This window comes from Agromyces sp. H17E-10, assembly GCF_022919715.1.
GTDB lineage: Bacteria > Actinomycetota > Actinomycetes > Actinomycetales > Microbacteriaceae > Agromyces.
Genome location: NZ_CP095042.1, coordinates 4,182,951 through 4,199,593, shown reverse-complemented (window position 1 = coordinate 4,199,593; position 16,643 = coordinate 4,182,951). Strand labels below are relative to the sequence as shown.

The following is a 16,643-nucleotide window of genomic DNA, read 5'->3' as shown; positions in this document are numbered from 1 at the left end:
TCGGGTGCCCGACGCGAAGCCCCAGACATTCGGAGACCTCGAACCGAGCCGGTGGCCCGGCGAACGACTCGGACTCCCCGACCACGGACGCGGATCGGTCGGCCGGGCCGGCCGGCGCATCGCCGCGATCTGCATCGACTGGGCGAGCGCGATGCTCATCTCGCTGCTGTTCACGCCGTACGAGTCGGTCGCCTACACGTGGGTCGTGCCCCTCGTGTTCGCCGTGCTCCAGGTGGTGTTCATCCCCACGATCGGCGGCAGCATCGGCCACCGCCTGCTCGGCATGCACGTCGTGCCGCTCGAGGGCGGGTGGATCGGTCTCTGGCGGCCCGTCGTGCGCACGGCGCTGCTCCTCATCGTCGTTCCCGCACTCGTGTGGGACTCCGACCAGCGCGGCTTCCACGACAAGGTCGCGGGCACGGTCCTCATCCGCGCCTGACGGCTGCGGGGCATCCGACCGGGATGCCGCCTGAACGACGAAGCGGCACCCGCCTCGATGACGGATGCCGCGTGGTCGACGGATGCGCTCAGCGCATCTTGCCGCGCTGCGGGCGGACCTTCATCGGGTCGATGCCCTTCGGGATCGGCAGCGCGGTCTGCAGCGAGTTCAGGCGGTTCGTGACCGCGAGCACCTCGGGCTTGGTGAGGGCCTTCTTGGTCTTGCGCAGGGTCGCAGGAAGCTTGTAGAGCTCGATCGAGCCCTCGTCGTGGCCGACCGAGATCAGGGTGATGGGCACGTTGGGAAGCACGCGGGCGACCTTGCGCTGCTCGTCGTCCAGCATCCGCTTCGTGCGAGAGGCGGGGCCCTCGCTGATGAGGGCGACGCCGCCGCGGCCGACGGCCCGGTAGACCGCGTCCTGCGTCTTGCCGTTGACGGCGACGGGCATCTCGTTGCCGACCCACGCACCACGGAGTCCGCTGCGGAGCACGGCGCCGACCGCGCCGGGCTGGCCGTCGATCTGCGCGTAGGCGGCACGTTCGGCACGACGGCCGAGGATCACGAGGGCGAGCAGGAGGCCGGCGAGCACGCCCGCAACGATCCACAGAGCGATCGTGAAGCCGTTGCCCTCGCTGAGCCACAGCGCGAGCGCGAGGCCCGCGAGCACGGGCACGAGGAACGCGAGGAGCATCAGCCACTGAGCGGTCGGGTCGTAGCGGCGGGTCATCTGGAAGACCTGCCACATCTGCTTGAGCCGGCCCGGCTCCTTCTGAGCCTTCGATGCGTCCTTCGTGCGTGCCATGGTCTCTAGGATACCGGCGCGCGGGGGTCGCTCGGACCGCGTCGAGCACGGCCGAACGACCCCGGGGCGCGTCGCCGGAAGCCCCTCCCGGTGGCGGTCAGCCGACCGCCTGTGCGAAGCCGAGCGATGCGTCTGCCAGGTGCGCCAGTTCGGGGGGAAGCTCGCGGCCCTTCGCCTGCATCGACTGCGCCCAGAGACGCCCGGCGCGGTACGAGGAGCGGACGAGCGGACCGGCGAGGACGCCGAGGAAACCGATCTCCTCGGCCTCCGCCTTGATCTCGACGAACTCCTCGGGGCGCACCCACCGCGCCACCGGCAGGTGGCGGGGGCTCGGACGCAGGTACTGCGTGACGGTGATGATGTCGGTGCCCGCGTCGTGCAGGTCGCGCAGCGCCTGCGAGATCTCCGCCCGTTCCTCGCCCATGCCGAGGATCAGGTTCGACTTCGTGATGAGGCCGGCATCTCGGCCCTGCGTGATGACGTCGAGCGAGCGCTCGTAGCGGAAGGCGGGGCGGATGCGCTTGAAGATGCGCGGCACCGTCTCGACGTTGTGCGCGAAGACCTCGGGCCGGGCGTCGAAGACCTGCTGCAGGAGGTCGGGCTCGCCGTTGAAGTCGGGAACGAGGATCTCGACTCCGGTGCCGGGGGACTGGCGGTGGATCTCGCGGATCGTCTCGGCGTAGAGCCACGCACCGCCGTCGGGCAGGTCGTCGCGGGCGACGCCGGTGACGGTCGAGTAGCGCAACTGCATGCGCACGACCGACTCGCCGACGCGGCGCGGCTCGTCGGCGTCGAACTCGGCGGGCTTGCCGGTGTCGATCTGGCAGAAGTCGCACCGCCTGGTGCACTGCGAGCCGCCGATCAGGAAGGTCGCCTCGCGATCCTCCCAGCACTCGTAGATGTTCGGGCAGCCGGCCTCCTGGCAGACCGTGTGCAGGTCTTCGCTCTTGACGAGCGACTGCAGGGCGCGGTACTCGGGCCCCATCTTCGCCCTGGTCTTGATCCACTCGGGCTTGCGTTCGATGGGCGTCTGGGCATTGCGGACTTCGAGGCGCAGCATCCTGCGCCCCTCGGGTGCGGTGGTCATGCGGCGATCGCCTGCTCGAACTCGACTCGCAGACGGGTGCCGACGGCGTCGACGAGGTCGCTCGGCATCACCGTGCGGCCGAGTTCGCGCGTGATCGTCGTCACCCCGGCATCGCGGATGCCGCAGGCGACGATGCGCTCGTACGGCTCGAGCGAGTTCGAGCAGTTGAGGGCGAAGCCGTGCATCGTGACGCCGTCGGCGACGCGGATGCCGATGGCCGCGATCTTGTTCTCGAGGCCGGGGGAGCCGACCCAGACTCCCGAGCGCCCGTCGACGCGGCGGCCGTCGACGCCGAGCGCTCGCAGGACGTCGATGAGCACGCCTTCGAGCCGGCGCACGTAGCCGACCACGTCGATCGGCTCGGCGAGATGCAGGATCGGATACCCCACGAGCTGGCCGGGGCCATGCCAGGTGATCTTGCCGCCGCGGTCGACGTCGATGACGGGTGTGCCGTCGGTCGGCCGCTCGTCGGGAGACGTTCGCTTCCCGGCGGTGTAGACGGAGGGGTGCTCCAGGAGGAGGACGGTGTCGGGGCGTTCGCCCGCGACGACCGCGCGATGGACGGCGCGCTGAAGGTCGAGACCCTCGATGTACGGCACGGAGTTGGCGCTTAGCCCCGTGACGACGATGTCGAGCATTCGGCCAGTCTAGGCGACTTCTCCTCCACAGCCGGGGATGCCGCGGACCGGCGTACATCCTGCCCCGAGCCGGCCCGTCCGGGCGGCGCGGCGACGCAGACTGGCGGCATGAGACGCTCAGCGAAGACGGGATCGACGTCGCAATCGGCCGAACCCGGCAGCGCACCGCGCATGACGTCGGCGCCCGACACGGACACGATGCCCCAGGCGGCCGGATCCGGGGTCGTCGCGGGGTATCGGCTGCTCCGACGGGTCGCGACGGGGGATCGTGCGGAGGTGCACCTGGCGGTCGAGGCGACGGAGCCCGCCGACCACGACGCCGCACGTCACGTCGCCCGTCGTGCACTCGCCGTCCGGATCTACCGGCCAGGGAGCGACGACGACAGGATCGGCACCGAGATCGCCGCGATGTCGGCCGACGCCTCCGGCACGCTCCCCGCCCTCGTCGACGTCGCCGTCCTCGAAGACGGGCGCCGCATCCTCGTCGTCGAACGCATCGGCGGCCCCACGCTCGCACGCGTCCTCGGCGAGCGGGTGCTCGATCCCGGCGAGGCGACCACGATCCTCGCGCCGCTCGTCGCGGCAGCTGCCGAGCTCACCGACGTCGGTTTCGTGCACGGTCGCCTGGCGACGAGCGACGTCATGATCGACGAGACCGGCCGGCCTCGGCTCATCGGCCTGGGGGCCGTCCGCGCGCTCGACGCCGCCGGCGGCGCGGTCGCCCGGACGGAGCTGCTGCGCGACGGGCATCGTCGACTCGCCGGCCTCATCGAGGAGGTCGCGCGATCGACGCGTCGGCCGGCCGCGTTCGAGCGGGCGGTCGCGGTCGCGCGCGCGGGTGCCGACTCCCGACCGTTCGAGCGGACCGAGGGCGAGATCGAACGTGCGCTCTTCGCGGCCGCGCCGGCGGTGCCGCTGCGGACGGGCGTGAATCAGCCGGGTCGCGAGGCGCTGCCGACCCGCTTCGGGCCTTCGACGGGCGTCATCACCGCGACCGGGCACGATGCCGACGTCGCACACGTGGGCACCATCGTGCCGGTGAGCACGAGCACGAGTCGCCCACGTGGCTGGCGGAAGGTGCTCGGCGAGGTCGCGCAATTGCCGCCGGTGGTCGTCGATCGGGTCGCCGACGCCGCCGATGCAGAACCCGCCGGAGCACTCCGCCGACGCGCGCGAGCGTTCGTCGCGGGGCGACGACGCACGCTGGTCGTCGGAGCGGCGACGGGCGGTGCCGCCCTCGTGCTGCTGCTCACGCTCGTGCCGCCGTCGGCCGACGCCGGGCGGTCGGCTGGAACCCAGGACGCGGCGGCGGTCGAGGTGCCGGCGTCGGGATCGGCCGAGTCGTCGTCCGCCTCGTCGTCGCCGGTCGGGACGACCGCGGGCGCACCGTCGGGCGGCGCCGCGCGACTCGGCGACGGCTCCGGTGACGAGCCTTCCGACGTGCCGTCCGCGGGCCCGGGCGCGACCGGCTCGAGTGCCGGGGCAGCCGACATGGAGGCCGGCGCCGCCATCGGCGCCGCAGCGGACCCCGTCGCCGCGGCGATCGAACTGATGTCGGTCCGTGCCGAGTGCCTGGCGAAGCTCGACGCCGGCTGCCTCGACGGCGTCGACCAGCCCGGCTCTGCGATCGAGCGTGCCGACCGGGCGATGCTCGCGGCGGCGCGCGAAGGCGACGACCCCGTCGTCGCCGACCATGCGCTCGACGCGATGTCGGTGTCGGCCGAGATGGGCGAAGCCGTGCTGCTGCGCCTCCCGTACCTCGACCCGCAACGCGAACCGGCCTCGCTCCTCGTGATGAGGGGCGAGGCCGGTTGGCGGCTTCGGGAACTGTTCGACTAGATGCCGAGGTCGGCCTCGAACGCACCCTCCTCGAGGCGCTCCTTGACGGCCGTCAGGAAGCGGGCGGCGTCGGCACCGTCGATGATGCGGTGGTCGTACGACAGCGCGAGGTAGACCATCGAGCGGATCGCGATCGCGTCAGCGCCGTCCTGGCTGACGACCACCGGACGCTTGACGACGACACCCGTGCCGAGGATCGCCGACTGCGGCAGGAAGACGACGGGCGTGTCGAACAGCGCGCCACGCGAACCGGTGTTGGTCAGCGTGAACGTGCCCCCGGCGAGCTCGTCGGGCTTCAGCTGGTTGTTGCGCGTGCGGTCGGCGAGGTCGGCGATCTGCGCGGCGAGACCCGCGATGTCGAGCTCGCCGGCGTTGCGGATCACCGGAGTGAGCAGGCCGCGCTCGGTGTCGACCGCGATGCTCATGTTCTCCTGCGCCGGGTAGACGATGCTGTCGCCGTCGACGGTCGAGTTGATGATCGGGTACGCCTTGAGCGCCTCAGCCGCGGCCAGACCGAAGAACGGCAGGAACGACAGCTTGTTGCCCGTCTTCGCGAGGAAGTCGGCCTTGACCCGGTCGCGCAGGCGCGCGATGCGGGTGACGTCGACCTCGACGACGGTGGTGAGCTGGGCGGTCGAGGTCATGGAGACGACGGCTCGCTCGGCGACGACCTTGCGCAGGCGCGTCATCGGGACGGTCGTGCCGCGCAGCGGCGACGTCTCGAGCGGCTGGCGCGCCGGTGCGGCGGAAGCAGCGGCTGCCGGAGCGGCCTGTGCGGAGATCACGTCCTGCTTGCGGATGCGACCGCCGACGCCGGTGCCGGTGACCGAGGCGAGGTCGACGCCCTGCTCGTTCGCGAGCTTGCGGACGATCGGCGTCACGTAGCCCGACGGGCCGGCGTGCGCACCCGACGATGCCGCAGGCGCAGCCTGAGCTGCAGGTGCTGCCGGAGCCGCCGGCGCTGCGGGAGCGGCCGGAGCCGCAGGTGCTGCCGGAGCGGCAGGTGCCGCGGGAGCGGCAGCCGGTGCAGCGGGAGCGGGGGCCTCTGCGGCGGGCGCGGGAGCAGCCGGCGCGGCCGGAGCCGGTGCCTCTGCGGCGGGCGCGGGAGCAGCAGGCGCGGCGGGCGCCGCGGGCTCGGCCGGAGCGGCGGGCGCGGGCGCCGGTGCTGCAGCCGGAGCAGCAGGCGGGGCGGCCACGGGCTCGGGAGCGGGCGGGGCCGCCACTGGCTCGGGCGCAGGGGGCGCGGCCTGCTCGACGGGGGCGGCCGGCGCCTCGGCCGGCGCCGGAGCGGCGGCCTCGGGCGCGGCAGCACCGGAACCGTCGCCGATCGTGACCAGTGCGGTGCCGACCTCGACGGTCTCGTCCTCCTGGACGAGGATCGCCTCGATGACACCCGCCACGGGCGACGGGATCTCGGTGTCGACCTTGTCGGTCGAGACCTCGAGCAGCGGCTCGTCGACCTCGACACGGTCGCCGACATTCTTCAGCCAGCGGGTGACCGTGCCTTCAGTGACACTCTCGCCGAGTGCCGGGAGGCTGACGGATTCGCTCATGCGCTTGTCTCCTTCACAGCGTGGGAACGCGTTCTAGCTTATTGCAGTCGTGGGTACGGGCAGCGGACTCAGATGGCGTGCAGCGGCTTGCCGGCGAGCTTCAGCACGGCTTCGCCGAACGCCTCGCCCTGGGTCGGGTGCGCGTGGATGAACGGGGCGATGTCCTCGGGGTACGCCTCCCAGTTGACGGCGAGCTGCGCCTCGGCGATGAGCTCGCCGACGCGGCCGCCGATCATGTGCACGCCGACGATCGGGCCGTCGTTCACCCGGATGACCTTGATCGAGCCGCCCGTGCCGAGGATGCTCGACTTGCCGTTGCCCGCGAGGTTGTAGTCGAACGAGCTGACCTGCTCGGCACCGAACTTCTCGGCGGCCTTCGCCTCGGTGTAGCCGATCGAGGCGACCTCGGGCTCGCAGTAGGTGATCTTCGGGATGTTGATGTCCTCGACGATGATCGGGTTCAGGCCCGCGATCTCCTCGGCGACGAAGATGCCCTGCTGGTAGCTGCGGTGCGCGAGCTGGAGGCCCGGCACGATGTCGCCGGCGGCGTAGACGCCGGGGACGCTCGTCTGCAGGCGCTCGTCGGTGATGACGAACCCGCGGTCGATCGTGATGCCGGCCTCTTCATAGCCGAGGTTCTGGGTGACGGGTCCGCGACCGACGGCCACGAGCAGCAGGTCGGCCTCGTAGGTCGAGCCGTTCTCGAGGGTCACGACGACGCCCTGGTCGTTCTGCGTGACGCTCTGGAAACGAACACCGAGCGAGAAGTCGATGCCGCGCTTGCGGAAGGCGCGCTCGAGCTGCTTCGAGACCGACTCCTCCTCGTTGGGGACGAGGTGGGGGAGCGCCTCGATGATCGTCACCTCTGCGCCGAACGAGCGCCACACGCTCGCGAACTCGACGCCGATGACGCCGCCGCCGAGCACGGCGACCTTGTTCGGCACGAAGTCGAGCTCGAGCGCCTGCTCGCTCGTGATGACCCGGCCGCCGATCTCGAGGCCCGGCAGCGAGCGCGAGTACGAACCGGTCGCGAGCAGCACGTTCTTGCCGACGTAGCGGTCGTCGCCGACCTGCACGGTGTTCGACGAGACGAGGCGGCCCTCGCCCTCGACGACGGTGATGCCGCGCGCCTTCAGGAGGCCCTGCAGGCCCTTCCACTTGCTCGAGACGATGCCCTCGCGGTAGGCGGTGACGCCGCCCATGTCGATGCCCTCGAACGCGGTCTTGACGCCGTACTTCGCCGACTCCTTCGAGACCTCGGCGACCTCGGCCGCATGCAGGAGCGCCTTGGTGGGGATGCATCCGCGGTGCAGACACGTGCCGCCGAGCTTGTCTTTCTCGATCACCACGGCGGTGAGGCCGAGTTCCACCGCGCGGATCGCTGCGGCATAGCCCGCGCTGCCCCCGCCGAGGACGACAATGTCAAAGTTCTGCTCGGACAACCGCAATCTCCCTTGCGCACCTGATCTGCGACACGGACTGCCTCAGGCGTGTCGCCCGGGCAGGCGTTCGGGCGACGTTCTCGCCCTGAACGACCTTACTACCTGGCGGCGAGGTCCTCGCCCAGCCGGACGAGCGTGCGGACTGCCGCTCCGGTGGCGCCGGTTCCGGTGAAGCCCCAGCCCGCTCCCGCGTTGTGCGACGGCCCGGCGATGTCGAGGTGCGCCCACGGAATCCGTGCGTCCGTACCCTCGCGCGTGCCGACGAACTCCTGCAGGAAGACACCGGCGAGCAGCATCCCCGGCACGGTCTGACCGAGCTTCGTGTTGGCGAGGTCGGCCACGTCCGACTTGAGGAGCGGCATCAGGTCCCTCGGCAACGGCATGGGCCAGACGGCCTCGTCGACGCCGTCGGCGGCCCGTCGCACGGTCGCGACCAGTTCGTCGTCGCCGAGCAGGCCCGAGATGCGGCCGCCCAGGGCGACCATCTGCGCGCCGGTCAGCGTCGCGACGTCGACGATCGCGTCGGGCTGCTCCTCGCTCGCCGCGACGAGGCCGTCGGCGAGCACCAGCCGGCCCTCTGCGTCGGTGTTCAGGACTTCGACCGTCTTGCCGCCGCGGATCCGCAGCACGTCGTTCGGGCGCGTCGCGGTGCCCGACGGCAGGTTCTCCGCGAGGCACAGCCAGCCGGTCACGCGGATCGGGACGCCGAGCTCGGCGAACGCGATCATCGCCGACAGCACCGCGGCCGCGCCGGCCATGTCGGTCTTCATGCCCACCATGGAGAGCATGGGCTTCAGCGAGAGGCCGCCCGAATCGAAGGTGATGCCCTTGCCGACGAGGGCGAGATGGGTGGATGCTCCGGCCGGGGCCCACTCGAGGCGCACCAGTCGCGGCCCCCGACTCGAACCCTGGCCGACACCGAGGATCCCGCCGAACCCGTCGGCGGCGAGCGCCCGCTCGTCCCACACGGTGGCGGTCACGCCGACCTCGGCCGCTGCCGCGACGGCGAGCTCGGCGAAGCTCGCCGGGAAGAGCTCGGAGGGCGACGTGTTCACGAGGTCCTTCGTGCGGGCCATCGCGGCGACCACGGCACGCACGCGGTCCAACCCGACCGCTTCGGCGTCGAACGCGGTGTGCAGGTCGATGCGCGAGATGCGCGGCTTCGCGTCGCTGCGGTACTCGTCGAAGGCGTATGCGCCGAGGGCGGCGCCCTCGACGATGGCCGCGACCGACCCGGCCTCGTCGAACGGGGCGGCGACGGCCACCGATTCGGTCTTGGCGAGGCGACGGACGGCCGAACCGGCCGCGAGACGCAGGCTCGCGGCATCCGCAGCATCGCCCACGCCGGCCACCGCGACGACGCGCGGTCCGCCTTCGACGCCGGGAAGTCGCGTCAGCTCGTCGGCGGCGCCCGTCGCGCCGAGTGCGACGAGCTGGGGGAGCACCCAGTCGAACCCCTCGGGGGCGAGCAGCTCGGGCCCGTCGTCGCCGGCACGGGCGACGAGGAGGACGACATCGGCGTCGGAGGCGGCCGCAGGGGTATCGAACACGGAAAGCACGGGAACGGTCATGGCTCCAGATGTTACGTGTTCGCTCTGGGCATGTTCTGGCGGAAGCCTGCCGCGGCGGGCGGCCGGCACCGCGTCAGTAGGCTGGAATCATGCGTGATCCACGATCCCTCTACGAGCTGAACACCGAGGTCATGGTGCCGCCGGGGCTGCCGCTCGTCGCCGGGCTCACGGGCTTCGCCGATGCCGGCGGGGCGGTCGCGCAGACGACCGAGTACCTTCGCGAGACGCTCGACACGACGACCGTCGCCGCGTTCGACGTCGACGAGCTGCTCGACTACCGGGCGCGCCGGCCGATCATGCTCTTCGAAGGCGACCACTTCACCGAGTACACGCCGCCACGGCTCGCGCTCGAACTCGCGAACGACGAGCTCGGTCGGCCGTTCCTGCTGCTCACGGGTTTCGAGCCCGATTTCAAATGGGAGTGGTTCACCGCCGCGGTGCTGCAGCTCGTCGATGACCTGCAGGTCTCGTCGACGACCTGGGTGAACGCCATCCCGATGCCGGTGCCGCACACGCGACCGATCCGCATGACGGTGAGCGGCAACCGCGACGAGCTGATCGATGCGATGTCGGTGTGGCGGCCGACGACGCAGGTGCCGGGCAACGCCCTCCACCTCGTCGAGTACCGTCTGGTCGAACTCGGGCATCCGACGACCGGATTCGTGCTGCTGATCCCGCACTACCTCGGCGACACCGAGTATCCGTCGGCTGCGGTCGCCGCGCTCGAGGCGATCAGCGCCGCGACCGGTCGCATCTTCCCGACCGACGCGCTCCGCGAACAGGGCCGCGACTTCATCGCGCGGATCGACGAACAGGTGGCCGAGAACGGCGAGCTGGCGAAGCTCGTCGGCACCCTCGAGCAGCGTCACGACGCCTACATGGAGGGCACCACCCTGCGATCGCCGCTGACCGACGAGGACGGCGAGCTGCCGAGCGCCGACGAGATCGCGGCCGAGCTCGAGAAGTTCCTCGCCTTCCGGCGTTCGAGCGACGACGAGCCGCCACTCGGCGGCTGAGCCGCGCGGCCGTGCGGCCGGGGAATGACCGATCGTTCGTCGGTGTTGTCACTTGATGAGCGGCGGGGTGTTCGGTGTGCGCGTCAGCGGTCAAGGGTCTGTATAATTAAGGCAGGACCCGTTCGGGTTCGCGGGTACGACGGTCGTCGTACCGATCACGCGGACTTGACATGGGTCCTCATAGTGTCCGAAAACGACCGGACCGACTGCACGAGCCGCGCCTTCCGAGAGGGCACACGCCGCGCGACGGTAGGAGAGGTTCATACGTATGGCAACGACGAAGGCGAAGGCCGAGGCGGCCGAGGCCGAGAAGCCGGCCGCGAAGCGCCAGACCGCCGCGAAGTCGACCGCGACGAAGGCGCCGGCCGCGAAGGCGGCGGCGAAGTCGACGACGGCGTCCAAGACGCCGCGCACGAGCACGGCGAAGAGCGCCGCCAAGCCCCGTACCAAGGCGAAGGGCAAGGCCGCCGACGACGACGAAGAAGATGAGGGCGAGGTCGACCCCGCCGAGCTCGAGGCGGTCGACACCGACGACGCAGGCGAGGCCGGCGACGGAGCATCCGACGATGACGACGACGCGAAGACCGTCGCCGTCGAACCGCACCCGACGGGCGCGCTCGTGCTTCGTGCCTCCGACGACGAAGACGAGGTTCCGGTCTACTCGTCCACCATCACCGGTGCGACGGCCGACCCCGTCAAGGACTATCTGAAGCAGATCGGCAAGGTCGCGCTCCTGAACGCGGCCGAAGAGGTCGAGCTCGCGATGCGCATCGAGGCGGGCCTGTTCGCAGAAGAGAAGCTGTCGGCGATGAGCGACACCGAGAAGCGCTCGCAGCTCGGCCGCGAGCTGCAGTGGGTCGCGAAGGACGGCCAGCGCGCCAAGAGCCACCTGCTCGGTGCGAACCTCCGTCTCGTGGTCTCGCTCGCCAAGCGCTACACGGGTCGCGGAATGCAGTTCCTCGACCTCATCCAGGAGGGCAACCTCGGCCTCATCCGTGCGGTCGAGAAGTTCGACTACACGAAGGGCTTCAAGTTCTCGACCTACGCGACGTGGTGGATCCGCCAGGCGATCACGCGCGCGATGGCCGACCAGGCCCGCACCATCCGCATCCCGGTGCACATGGTCGAGGTCATCAACAAGCTGGCCCGCGTGCAGCGCCAGATGCTGCAGGACCTGGGCCGCGAGCCCACCCCTGAGGAGCTGAGCCGCGAGCTCGACATGACCCCCGAGAAGGTCATCGAGGTGCAGAAGTACGGCCGCGAGCCGATCTCGCTGCACACCCCGCTCGGCGAGGACGGCGACAGCGAGTTCGGCGACCTCATCGAGGACACCGAGGCGGTCGTTCCGGCCGACGCCGTGGGCTTCACGATGCTGCAGAAGCAGCTCGAGTCGCTGCTCGACTCGCTGAGCGAACGCGAGGCGGGCGTGATCCGCATGCGCTTCGGCCTCGGCGACGGCATGCCGAAGACCCTCGACCAGATCGGCGACACGTTCGGCGTCACGCGCGAGCGCATCCGCCAGATCGAGTCGAAGACGATGGCGAAGCTCCGCCACCCGTCGCGGTCGCAGTCGCTGCGCGACTACCTCGAGTAGGCCGCCGGTGCGCGCTGGATCCCTGCGTTATGGGCCGGCGATCCTCGTCGGCAGACTCACCAGATTCGCCGCCCGGCTGCGCAAGCCGGGCGGCGGTTCTGCGGTTCCCGGGCTCGTCGTCAACCGCATCGCGCCGAACTACCTGAAGCGCACCCTGTCGGGCTTCCCGCAGGGGCTCGTCGTGGTGTCGGGTTCGGCGGGAAAGTCGACGACCACGAAGATGCTCGTCGCCATCCTGCGCGAGCACGGCGTCGACGTCTTCACGAACCCGTCGACCGCGAACATCAGCCAGGGGCTGACCTCGGCGCTGCTCGAGCAGGCCGACTGGCGCGGACGAGTGCCCGGTGACGTCGCCGTGCTCGAGATGGACGAAGGACATGGCGCCCTCGTCATGCAGGGTGTCGACGCCCGTGTCGTCTGCCTCACCAACGTCATGGTCGACCAGATCGACCGCTTCCACGACTCCGAGATGGTCGCCGGCATGCTCGAGCGCATCGCCGCGCGGGCGGGGGAGTCGGTGGTCGTGAACGCCGACGACGCCTACCTCGAGCGGCTCGCCGCGAAGGTTCGCCCCGGCGTCGCGGTGCGGCGCTACGGGGTCTCGCAGGCGGTGCTCGATGCGTCGCCCCGCGGCCTCGGCTACACCGAGACGTCGACCGATCGCCTCGACCCGGCCGTCGGCGTCGTGATCGAGGCGGTGAACGGCCGCGAGGTCGTGCTCCTCGACGACGGGTTGCGGGTCGAGGCCGGACTGCCGGCGCGCGGCACGCACTACGCCGTCGATGCGGCGGCCGCGTACTCGACCGCGAAGGCCGTCCTCGGCGAGCGCTTCTCGGCGGAGACCGCAGCTGCGGCGCTCACCGCGATCCCGGCCGTGTTCGGTCGCGGCGAGCGGTTGAGCGTGCGCGGTCAGGACGTCGAGTTCGTCCTCATCCAGAATCCCGCGAGCTACCAGCTCAACGTCGACAGCATCGAACCCGGCACGAGCGACATCCTGTTCGCGATCGGCTCCGACGTGCGCGATCCCTCCTATTTCTGGCCGGCGGATGCCTCGTCGCTCGGTCGGGTCGCGATCGTGAGCGGTTCGAAGGCCGGCGAGGCGGCGCTCATGCTCGCCTACGACGGCGTCGAGATCGACCGGGTCGAACCCGACCTCGGTCGCGCGCTCGACGACTTCCTCGCTGCACCGGCTCCCACCTCGGGAGTGAAGACGATCGTCTTCTCGGCCGACTCGATGCGGCGCACGCGTGCACACCTCGGATTGACGGGTACCGAATGAGCCTCACGATCGTCTCGTTGCTGCCGGCCCTGCAGAACACCAACGGCGACGCGCAGAACGCCCAGGTGCTCGCGATGCGGGCGGCGTGGGCCGGCCTCGACGCCGAGGTGATCGCCGTCGACGACGCCGACCGGCTGCCCGATCGCGTCGACGCGGTCGTGCTCGGCTCGGGCAGCGACGCCTCGCTCGAGGAGAGCCGCTCGCGCCTGCTCGCCCTGCACGACGAACTCCGCCGGTGGGGCACGGAGGGCGTGCCCATCCTCGCCGTCGGCACCGGCTGGGAGCTGCTGAGCTGGGGGGTCGAGACCGGCGACGGGCGCAGCATCGAGGGCCTCGGCATCCTGCCCGGCCGCGCAGTGCCCCGCACAGCCCGCGTCACGGGTGACCTCGTGGTGCGCTCGTCCGCGTTCGGCACGCTCGTGGGCTTCGAGAACCACGCCCGCGACTACCGCGGCGCAGAGGGCTCCCCACTCGGGCGAGTGCTGGCCGGCGTCGGCAACGGTCGCGACTCCGGCCAGGAGGGCGTGGTCATGGGGTCGGTCTACGGCACCCACCTGCACGGGCCCGTCCTCGCCAAGAACCCGGCCTTCGCTGACCACCTGATCGGCGTCATGGCCGAGCGGGCCGGGCTCGGCTACACGCCGGGCGGTCGCGCCGCCGAGGTCGACGCCTACGCGTCGGCCGCGCGCGACGCGCAGTCGCGCGCGGCCGGGGTCGAGGCGTCCGCCCGTTGAAACCCGGCACGGCCACTCACGACGGGTGAGGTGTCGTACGCGAAACGCCCCGGCGATGCCGGGGCGTTTCCGTTGCTCTGGGCGGCCGCCGTCGGTGCGGCGTGCGACGAGTCTCAGCGACCGTCGTCGACGAGGAGACGGTCGCTCTCGTCGTGCCACGAATGCGCGATCTGCGAGAGCTTCTCCTGGTGCTTGCGGCCGTGGTGCGCGCAGAACAGCAGCTCGCCGCTCGCGACGACGACGCGGATGTACGCCTGGGCGCCGCACGCGTCGCAGCGGTCGAGCGCCGTGAGCTCGTAAGGGGTCTCGGCTTCGACCGCACCGGTGGTCTCGGTGTACTGGGTCATGGCTCCTCCTCCGTCGCTCATGCTCTGTCCGTTCATCAATGAAAACACGCTCGAGAGCCCGAGACTTCCGTTCCGCCGGGCATTTCGCTCAGCGCGTAGCGCCTGCACGCCGGTGTCGGTCGCGCTCACTAGGCTTGGTCGACGTGAGCTCCGACTATTCCGCCCGCCATCTCTCCGTCCTCGAAGGACTCGAGGCGGTGCGCAAGCGCCCCGGCATGTACATCGGCTCGACCGATTCCCGAGGCCTCATGCACTGCCTGTGGGAGATCATCGACAACTCGGTCGACGAGGCGCTCGGGGGTCACGGCACCGAGATCGCGGTGCTGCTGCACCCCGACGGCAGTGTCGAGGTGCGAGACCGAGCCCGCGGCATCCCCGTCGACGTCGAGCCGAAGACCGGTCTCACGGGCGTCGAGGTCGTCTTCACGAAGCTCCACGCCGGCGGCAAGTTCGGAACCGGCTCGTACGCGGCGTCCGGCGGTCTGCACGGCGTCGGCGCCTCCGTCGTGAACGCGCTCAGCGAGCGGCTCGACGTCGAGGTCGACCGCGACGGAAAGACCTATGCGATGTCGTTCCACCGCGGCGAGCCGGGCATCTTCGCCGACGACGGGGTGCCGTCGCCCGACGCCCCGTTCACCCCCTTCGAGGAGCGCAGCGAGCTGCGCGTCGTCGGCAAGGTCAAGAAGGGCGTCACCGGCACCCGCATCCGCTACTGGGCCGATCGGCAGATCTTCACGAAGGGCGCCGAGTTCCAGACCGACGACCTCATCGGGCGCGCCCGCCAGACCGCATTCCTCGTGCCCGGACTCGCGATCGACGTGACCGACGAACGGGGCGAGACGCCGCACACGACGTCGTTCCAGTTCGACGGCGGCATCTCCGAGTTCGTCGAGCACCTCTCGCCCGACTCGCCGATCACCGACATCTGGCGGCTCACGGGCACCGGGAACTTCACCGAGACCGTGCCCGTGCTGAGCGACTCGGGCGCGATGGTGCCGACCGAGCTCTCGCGCGAGTGCGAGGTCGACATCGCCCTGCGGTGGGGCACCGGGTACGACACGGTCGTGCGGTCGTTCGTCAACATCATCGCGACGCCCAAGGGCGGCACGCACCAGGCCGGCTTCGACCAGGGCCTCCTGAAGTTCCTCCGCCAGCAGGTCGAGCAGAACGCGCGCCGGCTCAAGGCCGGCAACGACAAGCTCGAGAAGGACGACGTGCTCGCCGGGCTCACCGCGGTCATCACGGTGCGCCTCCCCGAGCCGCAGTTCGAGGGCCAGACGAAAGAGGTGCTCGGCACACCGGCCGTGCGAAGCATCGTCACGAACGTGCTCACGAAGGAGCTGAAGGAGCGGTTCGCGTCGACCAAGCGCGACGACAAGACGCAGTCCGCGCTCCTGCTCGACAAGGTCGTCGCCGAGATGAAGTCGCGCATCTCCGCGCGAGCCCATAAAGAGACGCAGCGTCGCAAGAACGCACTCGAGAGCTCGTCGCTGCCGGCGAAGCTCGTCGACTGCCGGTCGAACGACGTCGCGCACTCCGAACTGTTCATCGTGGAGGGCGACTCGGCGCTCGGCACGGCGAAGCTCGCGCGCGACAGCGAGCACCAGGCGCTGTTGCCGATCCGCGGCAAGATCCTCAACGTGCAGAAGGCGAGCGTGGCCGACATGCTCGGCAATGCCGAGTGCGCGTCGATCATCCAGGTGATCGGTGCGGGCTCCGGTCGCAGCTTCGACCTCGCCCAGGCCCGCTACGGCAAGGTCATCCTGATGGCCGATGCCGACGTCGACGGCGCACACATCCGCACCCTCCTGCTCACCCTGTTCTTCCGTTACATGCGGCCGATGATCGAGGAAGGCCGCGTGTTCGCAGCCGTACCTCCGTTGCACCGGGTCGTCGTCATGAACCCCGGATCGAAGCCGAACGAGACGATCTACACCTACTCCGAGGCCGAGCTCGCGGCGGTGCTCGCCGGACTCGACAAGCAGAAGAAGCGGTACCAGGACCCGATCCAGCGATACAAGGGCCTCGGCGAGATGGACGCCGACCAGCTCGCGACGACGACGATGGACCGTCGCCACCGCACCCTGCGCCGCGTCGGCATCGGTGACGCGGAGAACGCCGGGCGGGTGTTCGAGCTCCTCATGGGCAACGACGTGGCTCCCCGCAAGGAGTTCATCATCGAGAGCTCCGACGCGCTCGAGCGCGACCGCATCGACGCCTGAACGCCTGAACCGCCGCACGCTCGGGGCCGACCGCGGCGCCCAGGAGTCCGGCGTCGCGACGACTGCTCCGACGAACGATG

Annotated in this window: 14 protein-coding genes; 7 read left to right on the top strand and 7 right to left on the bottom strand. The window is 70.7% G+C overall.

Features of this window, described 5'->3' with window-relative positions; all coding sequences use genetic code 11:
* Positions 1-4: 4 nt before the first annotated feature.
* Complete coding sequence (locus MUN74_RS18965; protein ID WP_244854163.1) at positions 5-439, top strand: RDD family protein; 435 nt, start codon at positions 5-7, stop codon at positions 437-439.
* Positions 440-527: 88 nt separating this feature from the next.
* Here MUN74_RS18965 and MUN74_RS18960 read toward each other — a convergent pair whose 3' ends face one another.
* The 3 genes from MUN74_RS18960 to lipB all read right to left on the bottom strand — a co-directional run bounded on the left by MUN74_RS18960 (position 528) and on the right by lipB (position 2,966).
* Positions 528-1,241 (bottom strand): DUF4191 domain-containing protein, encoded by a 714-nt coding sequence (locus MUN74_RS18960; RefSeq protein WP_244854162.1) that lies wholly within the window; start codon positions 1,239-1,241, stop codon positions 528-530.
* Between the two features lie 97 nt (positions 1,242-1,338).
* Positions 1,339-2,328: a lipoyl synthase gene (gene lipA / locus MUN74_RS18955; protein WP_244854161.1), complete on the bottom strand. Its 990-nt coding sequence runs from the start codon at positions 2,326-2,328 to the stop codon at positions 1,339-1,341.
* Positions 2,325-2,966, bottom strand: a complete 642-nt coding sequence (lipB, locus tag MUN74_RS18950) for a lipoyl(octanoyl) transferase LipB (RefSeq protein ID WP_244854160.1) — start codon at positions 2,964-2,966, stop codon at positions 2,325-2,327. The genes lipA and lipB overlap by 4 nt, the downstream gene beginning before the upstream one ends.
* Before the next feature lie 108 nt (positions 2,967-3,074).
* Between lipB and MUN74_RS18945 the strand changes: the two genes are divergently transcribed.
* Positions 3,075-4,805 carry a serine/threonine-protein kinase gene (locus tag MUN74_RS18945; RefSeq protein ID WP_244854158.1) on the top strand — a complete coding sequence of 577 codons (1,731 nt, stop codon included), beginning with the start codon at positions 3,075-3,077 and terminating at the stop codon, positions 4,803-4,805.
* Here MUN74_RS18945 and sucB read toward each other — a convergent pair.
* The 3 genes from sucB to MUN74_RS18930 all read right to left on the bottom strand — a co-directional run bounded on the left by sucB (position 4,802) and on the right by MUN74_RS18930 (position 9,371).
* Positions 4,802-6,358, bottom strand: a complete 1,557-nt coding sequence (gene sucB / locus MUN74_RS18940) for a 2-oxoglutarate dehydrogenase, E2 component, dihydrolipoamide succinyltransferase (protein WP_244854156.1) — start codon at positions 6,356-6,358, stop codon at positions 4,802-4,804. The two genes, MUN74_RS18945 and sucB, sit on opposite strands and share 4 nt — an antisense overlap.
* A 68-nt stretch (positions 6,359-6,426) precedes the next feature.
* On the bottom strand, positions 6,427-7,800 hold the full coding sequence (lpdA, locus tag MUN74_RS18935) for a dihydrolipoyl dehydrogenase (RefSeq protein ID WP_244854155.1): 1,374 nt from the start codon (positions 7,798-7,800) through the stop codon (positions 6,427-6,429).
* A 98-nt stretch (positions 7,801-7,898) separates the two neighbouring features.
* On the bottom strand, positions 7,899-9,371 hold the full coding sequence (locus tag MUN74_RS18930) for a leucyl aminopeptidase (RefSeq protein ID WP_244854154.1): 1,473 nt from the start codon (positions 9,369-9,371) through the stop codon (positions 7,899-7,901).
* Positions 9,372-9,460: 89 nt separating this feature from the next.
* On the opposite strand from MUN74_RS18930, the gene MUN74_RS18925 reads away from it, so the two are divergent.
* From MUN74_RS18925 to MUN74_RS18910, 4 genes are all read left to right on the top strand, one after another.
* A complete protein-coding gene (locus tag MUN74_RS18925; protein WP_244854153.1) occupies positions 9,461-10,387 on the top strand; it encodes a proteasome assembly chaperone family protein in 927 nt (308 codons plus the stop codon).
* A 268-nt stretch (positions 10,388-10,655) separates the two neighbouring features.
* The gene (locus MUN74_RS18920; protein ID WP_244854152.1) at positions 10,656-11,981 is read left to right on the top strand and encodes an RNA polymerase sigma factor; all 1,326 of its coding nucleotides are present in this window, start codon (positions 10,656-10,658) and stop codon (positions 11,979-11,981) included.
* Between the two features lie 7 nt (positions 11,982-11,988).
* Positions 11,989-13,260, top strand: a complete 1,272-nt coding sequence (locus MUN74_RS18915) for a Mur ligase family protein (RefSeq protein WP_244854151.1) — start codon at positions 11,989-11,991, stop codon at positions 13,258-13,260.
* Positions 13,257-13,994: a type 1 glutamine amidotransferase gene (locus MUN74_RS18910; protein WP_244854150.1), complete on the top strand. Its 738-nt coding sequence runs from the start codon at positions 13,257-13,259 to the stop codon at positions 13,992-13,994. The genes MUN74_RS18915 and MUN74_RS18910 overlap by 4 nt, the downstream gene beginning before the upstream one ends.
* Before the next feature lie 113 nt (positions 13,995-14,107).
* Here the strand turns inward: MUN74_RS18910 and MUN74_RS18905 are convergent, their stop codons facing one another.
* A complete protein-coding gene (locus MUN74_RS18905) occupies positions 14,108-14,341 on the bottom strand; it encodes a DUF7455 domain-containing protein (protein WP_244854148.1) in 234 nt (77 codons plus the stop codon).
* A 143-nt stretch (positions 14,342-14,484) separates the two neighbouring features.
* On the opposite strand from MUN74_RS18905, the gene MUN74_RS18900 reads away from it, so the two are divergent.
* Positions 14,485-16,563 carry a DNA gyrase/topoisomerase IV subunit B gene (locus MUN74_RS18900; RefSeq protein ID WP_244854147.1) on the top strand — a complete coding sequence of 693 codons (2,079 nt, stop codon included), beginning with the start codon at positions 14,485-14,487 and terminating at the stop codon, positions 16,561-16,563.
* The last annotated feature ends 80 nt before the right edge of the window (positions 16,564-16,643 follow it).

Bases quoted from the DNA above. Each gene is read 5' to 3' on its own strand.
- MUN74_RS18960 (WP_244854162.1), bottom strand. From the start codon at position 1,241: ATGGCACGCACGAAGGACGCATCGAAGGCTCAGAAGGAGCCGGGCCGG.
- lipA (WP_244854161.1), bottom strand. From the start codon at position 2,328: ATGACCACCGCACCCGAGGGGCGCAGGATGCTGCGCCTCGAAGTCCGC.
- lipB (WP_244854160.1), bottom strand. From the start codon at position 2,966: ATGCTCGACATCGTCGTCACGGGGCTAAGCGCCAACTCCGTGCCGTAC.
- MUN74_RS18945 (WP_244854158.1), top strand. From the start codon at position 3,075: ATGAGACGCTCAGCGAAGACGGGATCGACGTCGCAATCGGCCGAACCC.
- sucB (WP_244854156.1), bottom strand. From the start codon at position 6,358: ATGAGCGAATCCGTCAGCCTCCCGGCACTCGGCGAGAGTGTCACTGAA.
- MUN74_RS18930 (WP_244854154.1), bottom strand. From the start codon at position 9,371: ATGACCGTTCCCGTGCTTTCCGTGTTCGATACCCCTGCGGCCGCCTCC.
- MUN74_RS18925 (WP_244854153.1), top strand. From the start codon at position 9,461: ATGCGTGATCCACGATCCCTCTACGAGCTGAACACCGAGGTCATGGTG.
- MUN74_RS18920 (WP_244854152.1), top strand. From the start codon at position 10,656: ATGGCAACGACGAAGGCGAAGGCCGAGGCGGCCGAGGCCGAGAAGCCG.
- MUN74_RS18910 (WP_244854150.1), top strand. From the start codon at position 13,257: ATGAGCCTCACGATCGTCTCGTTGCTGCCGGCCCTGCAGAACACCAAC.
- MUN74_RS18905 (WP_244854148.1), bottom strand. From the start codon at position 14,341: ATGACCCAGTACACCGAGACCACCGGTGCGGTCGAAGCCGAGACCCCT.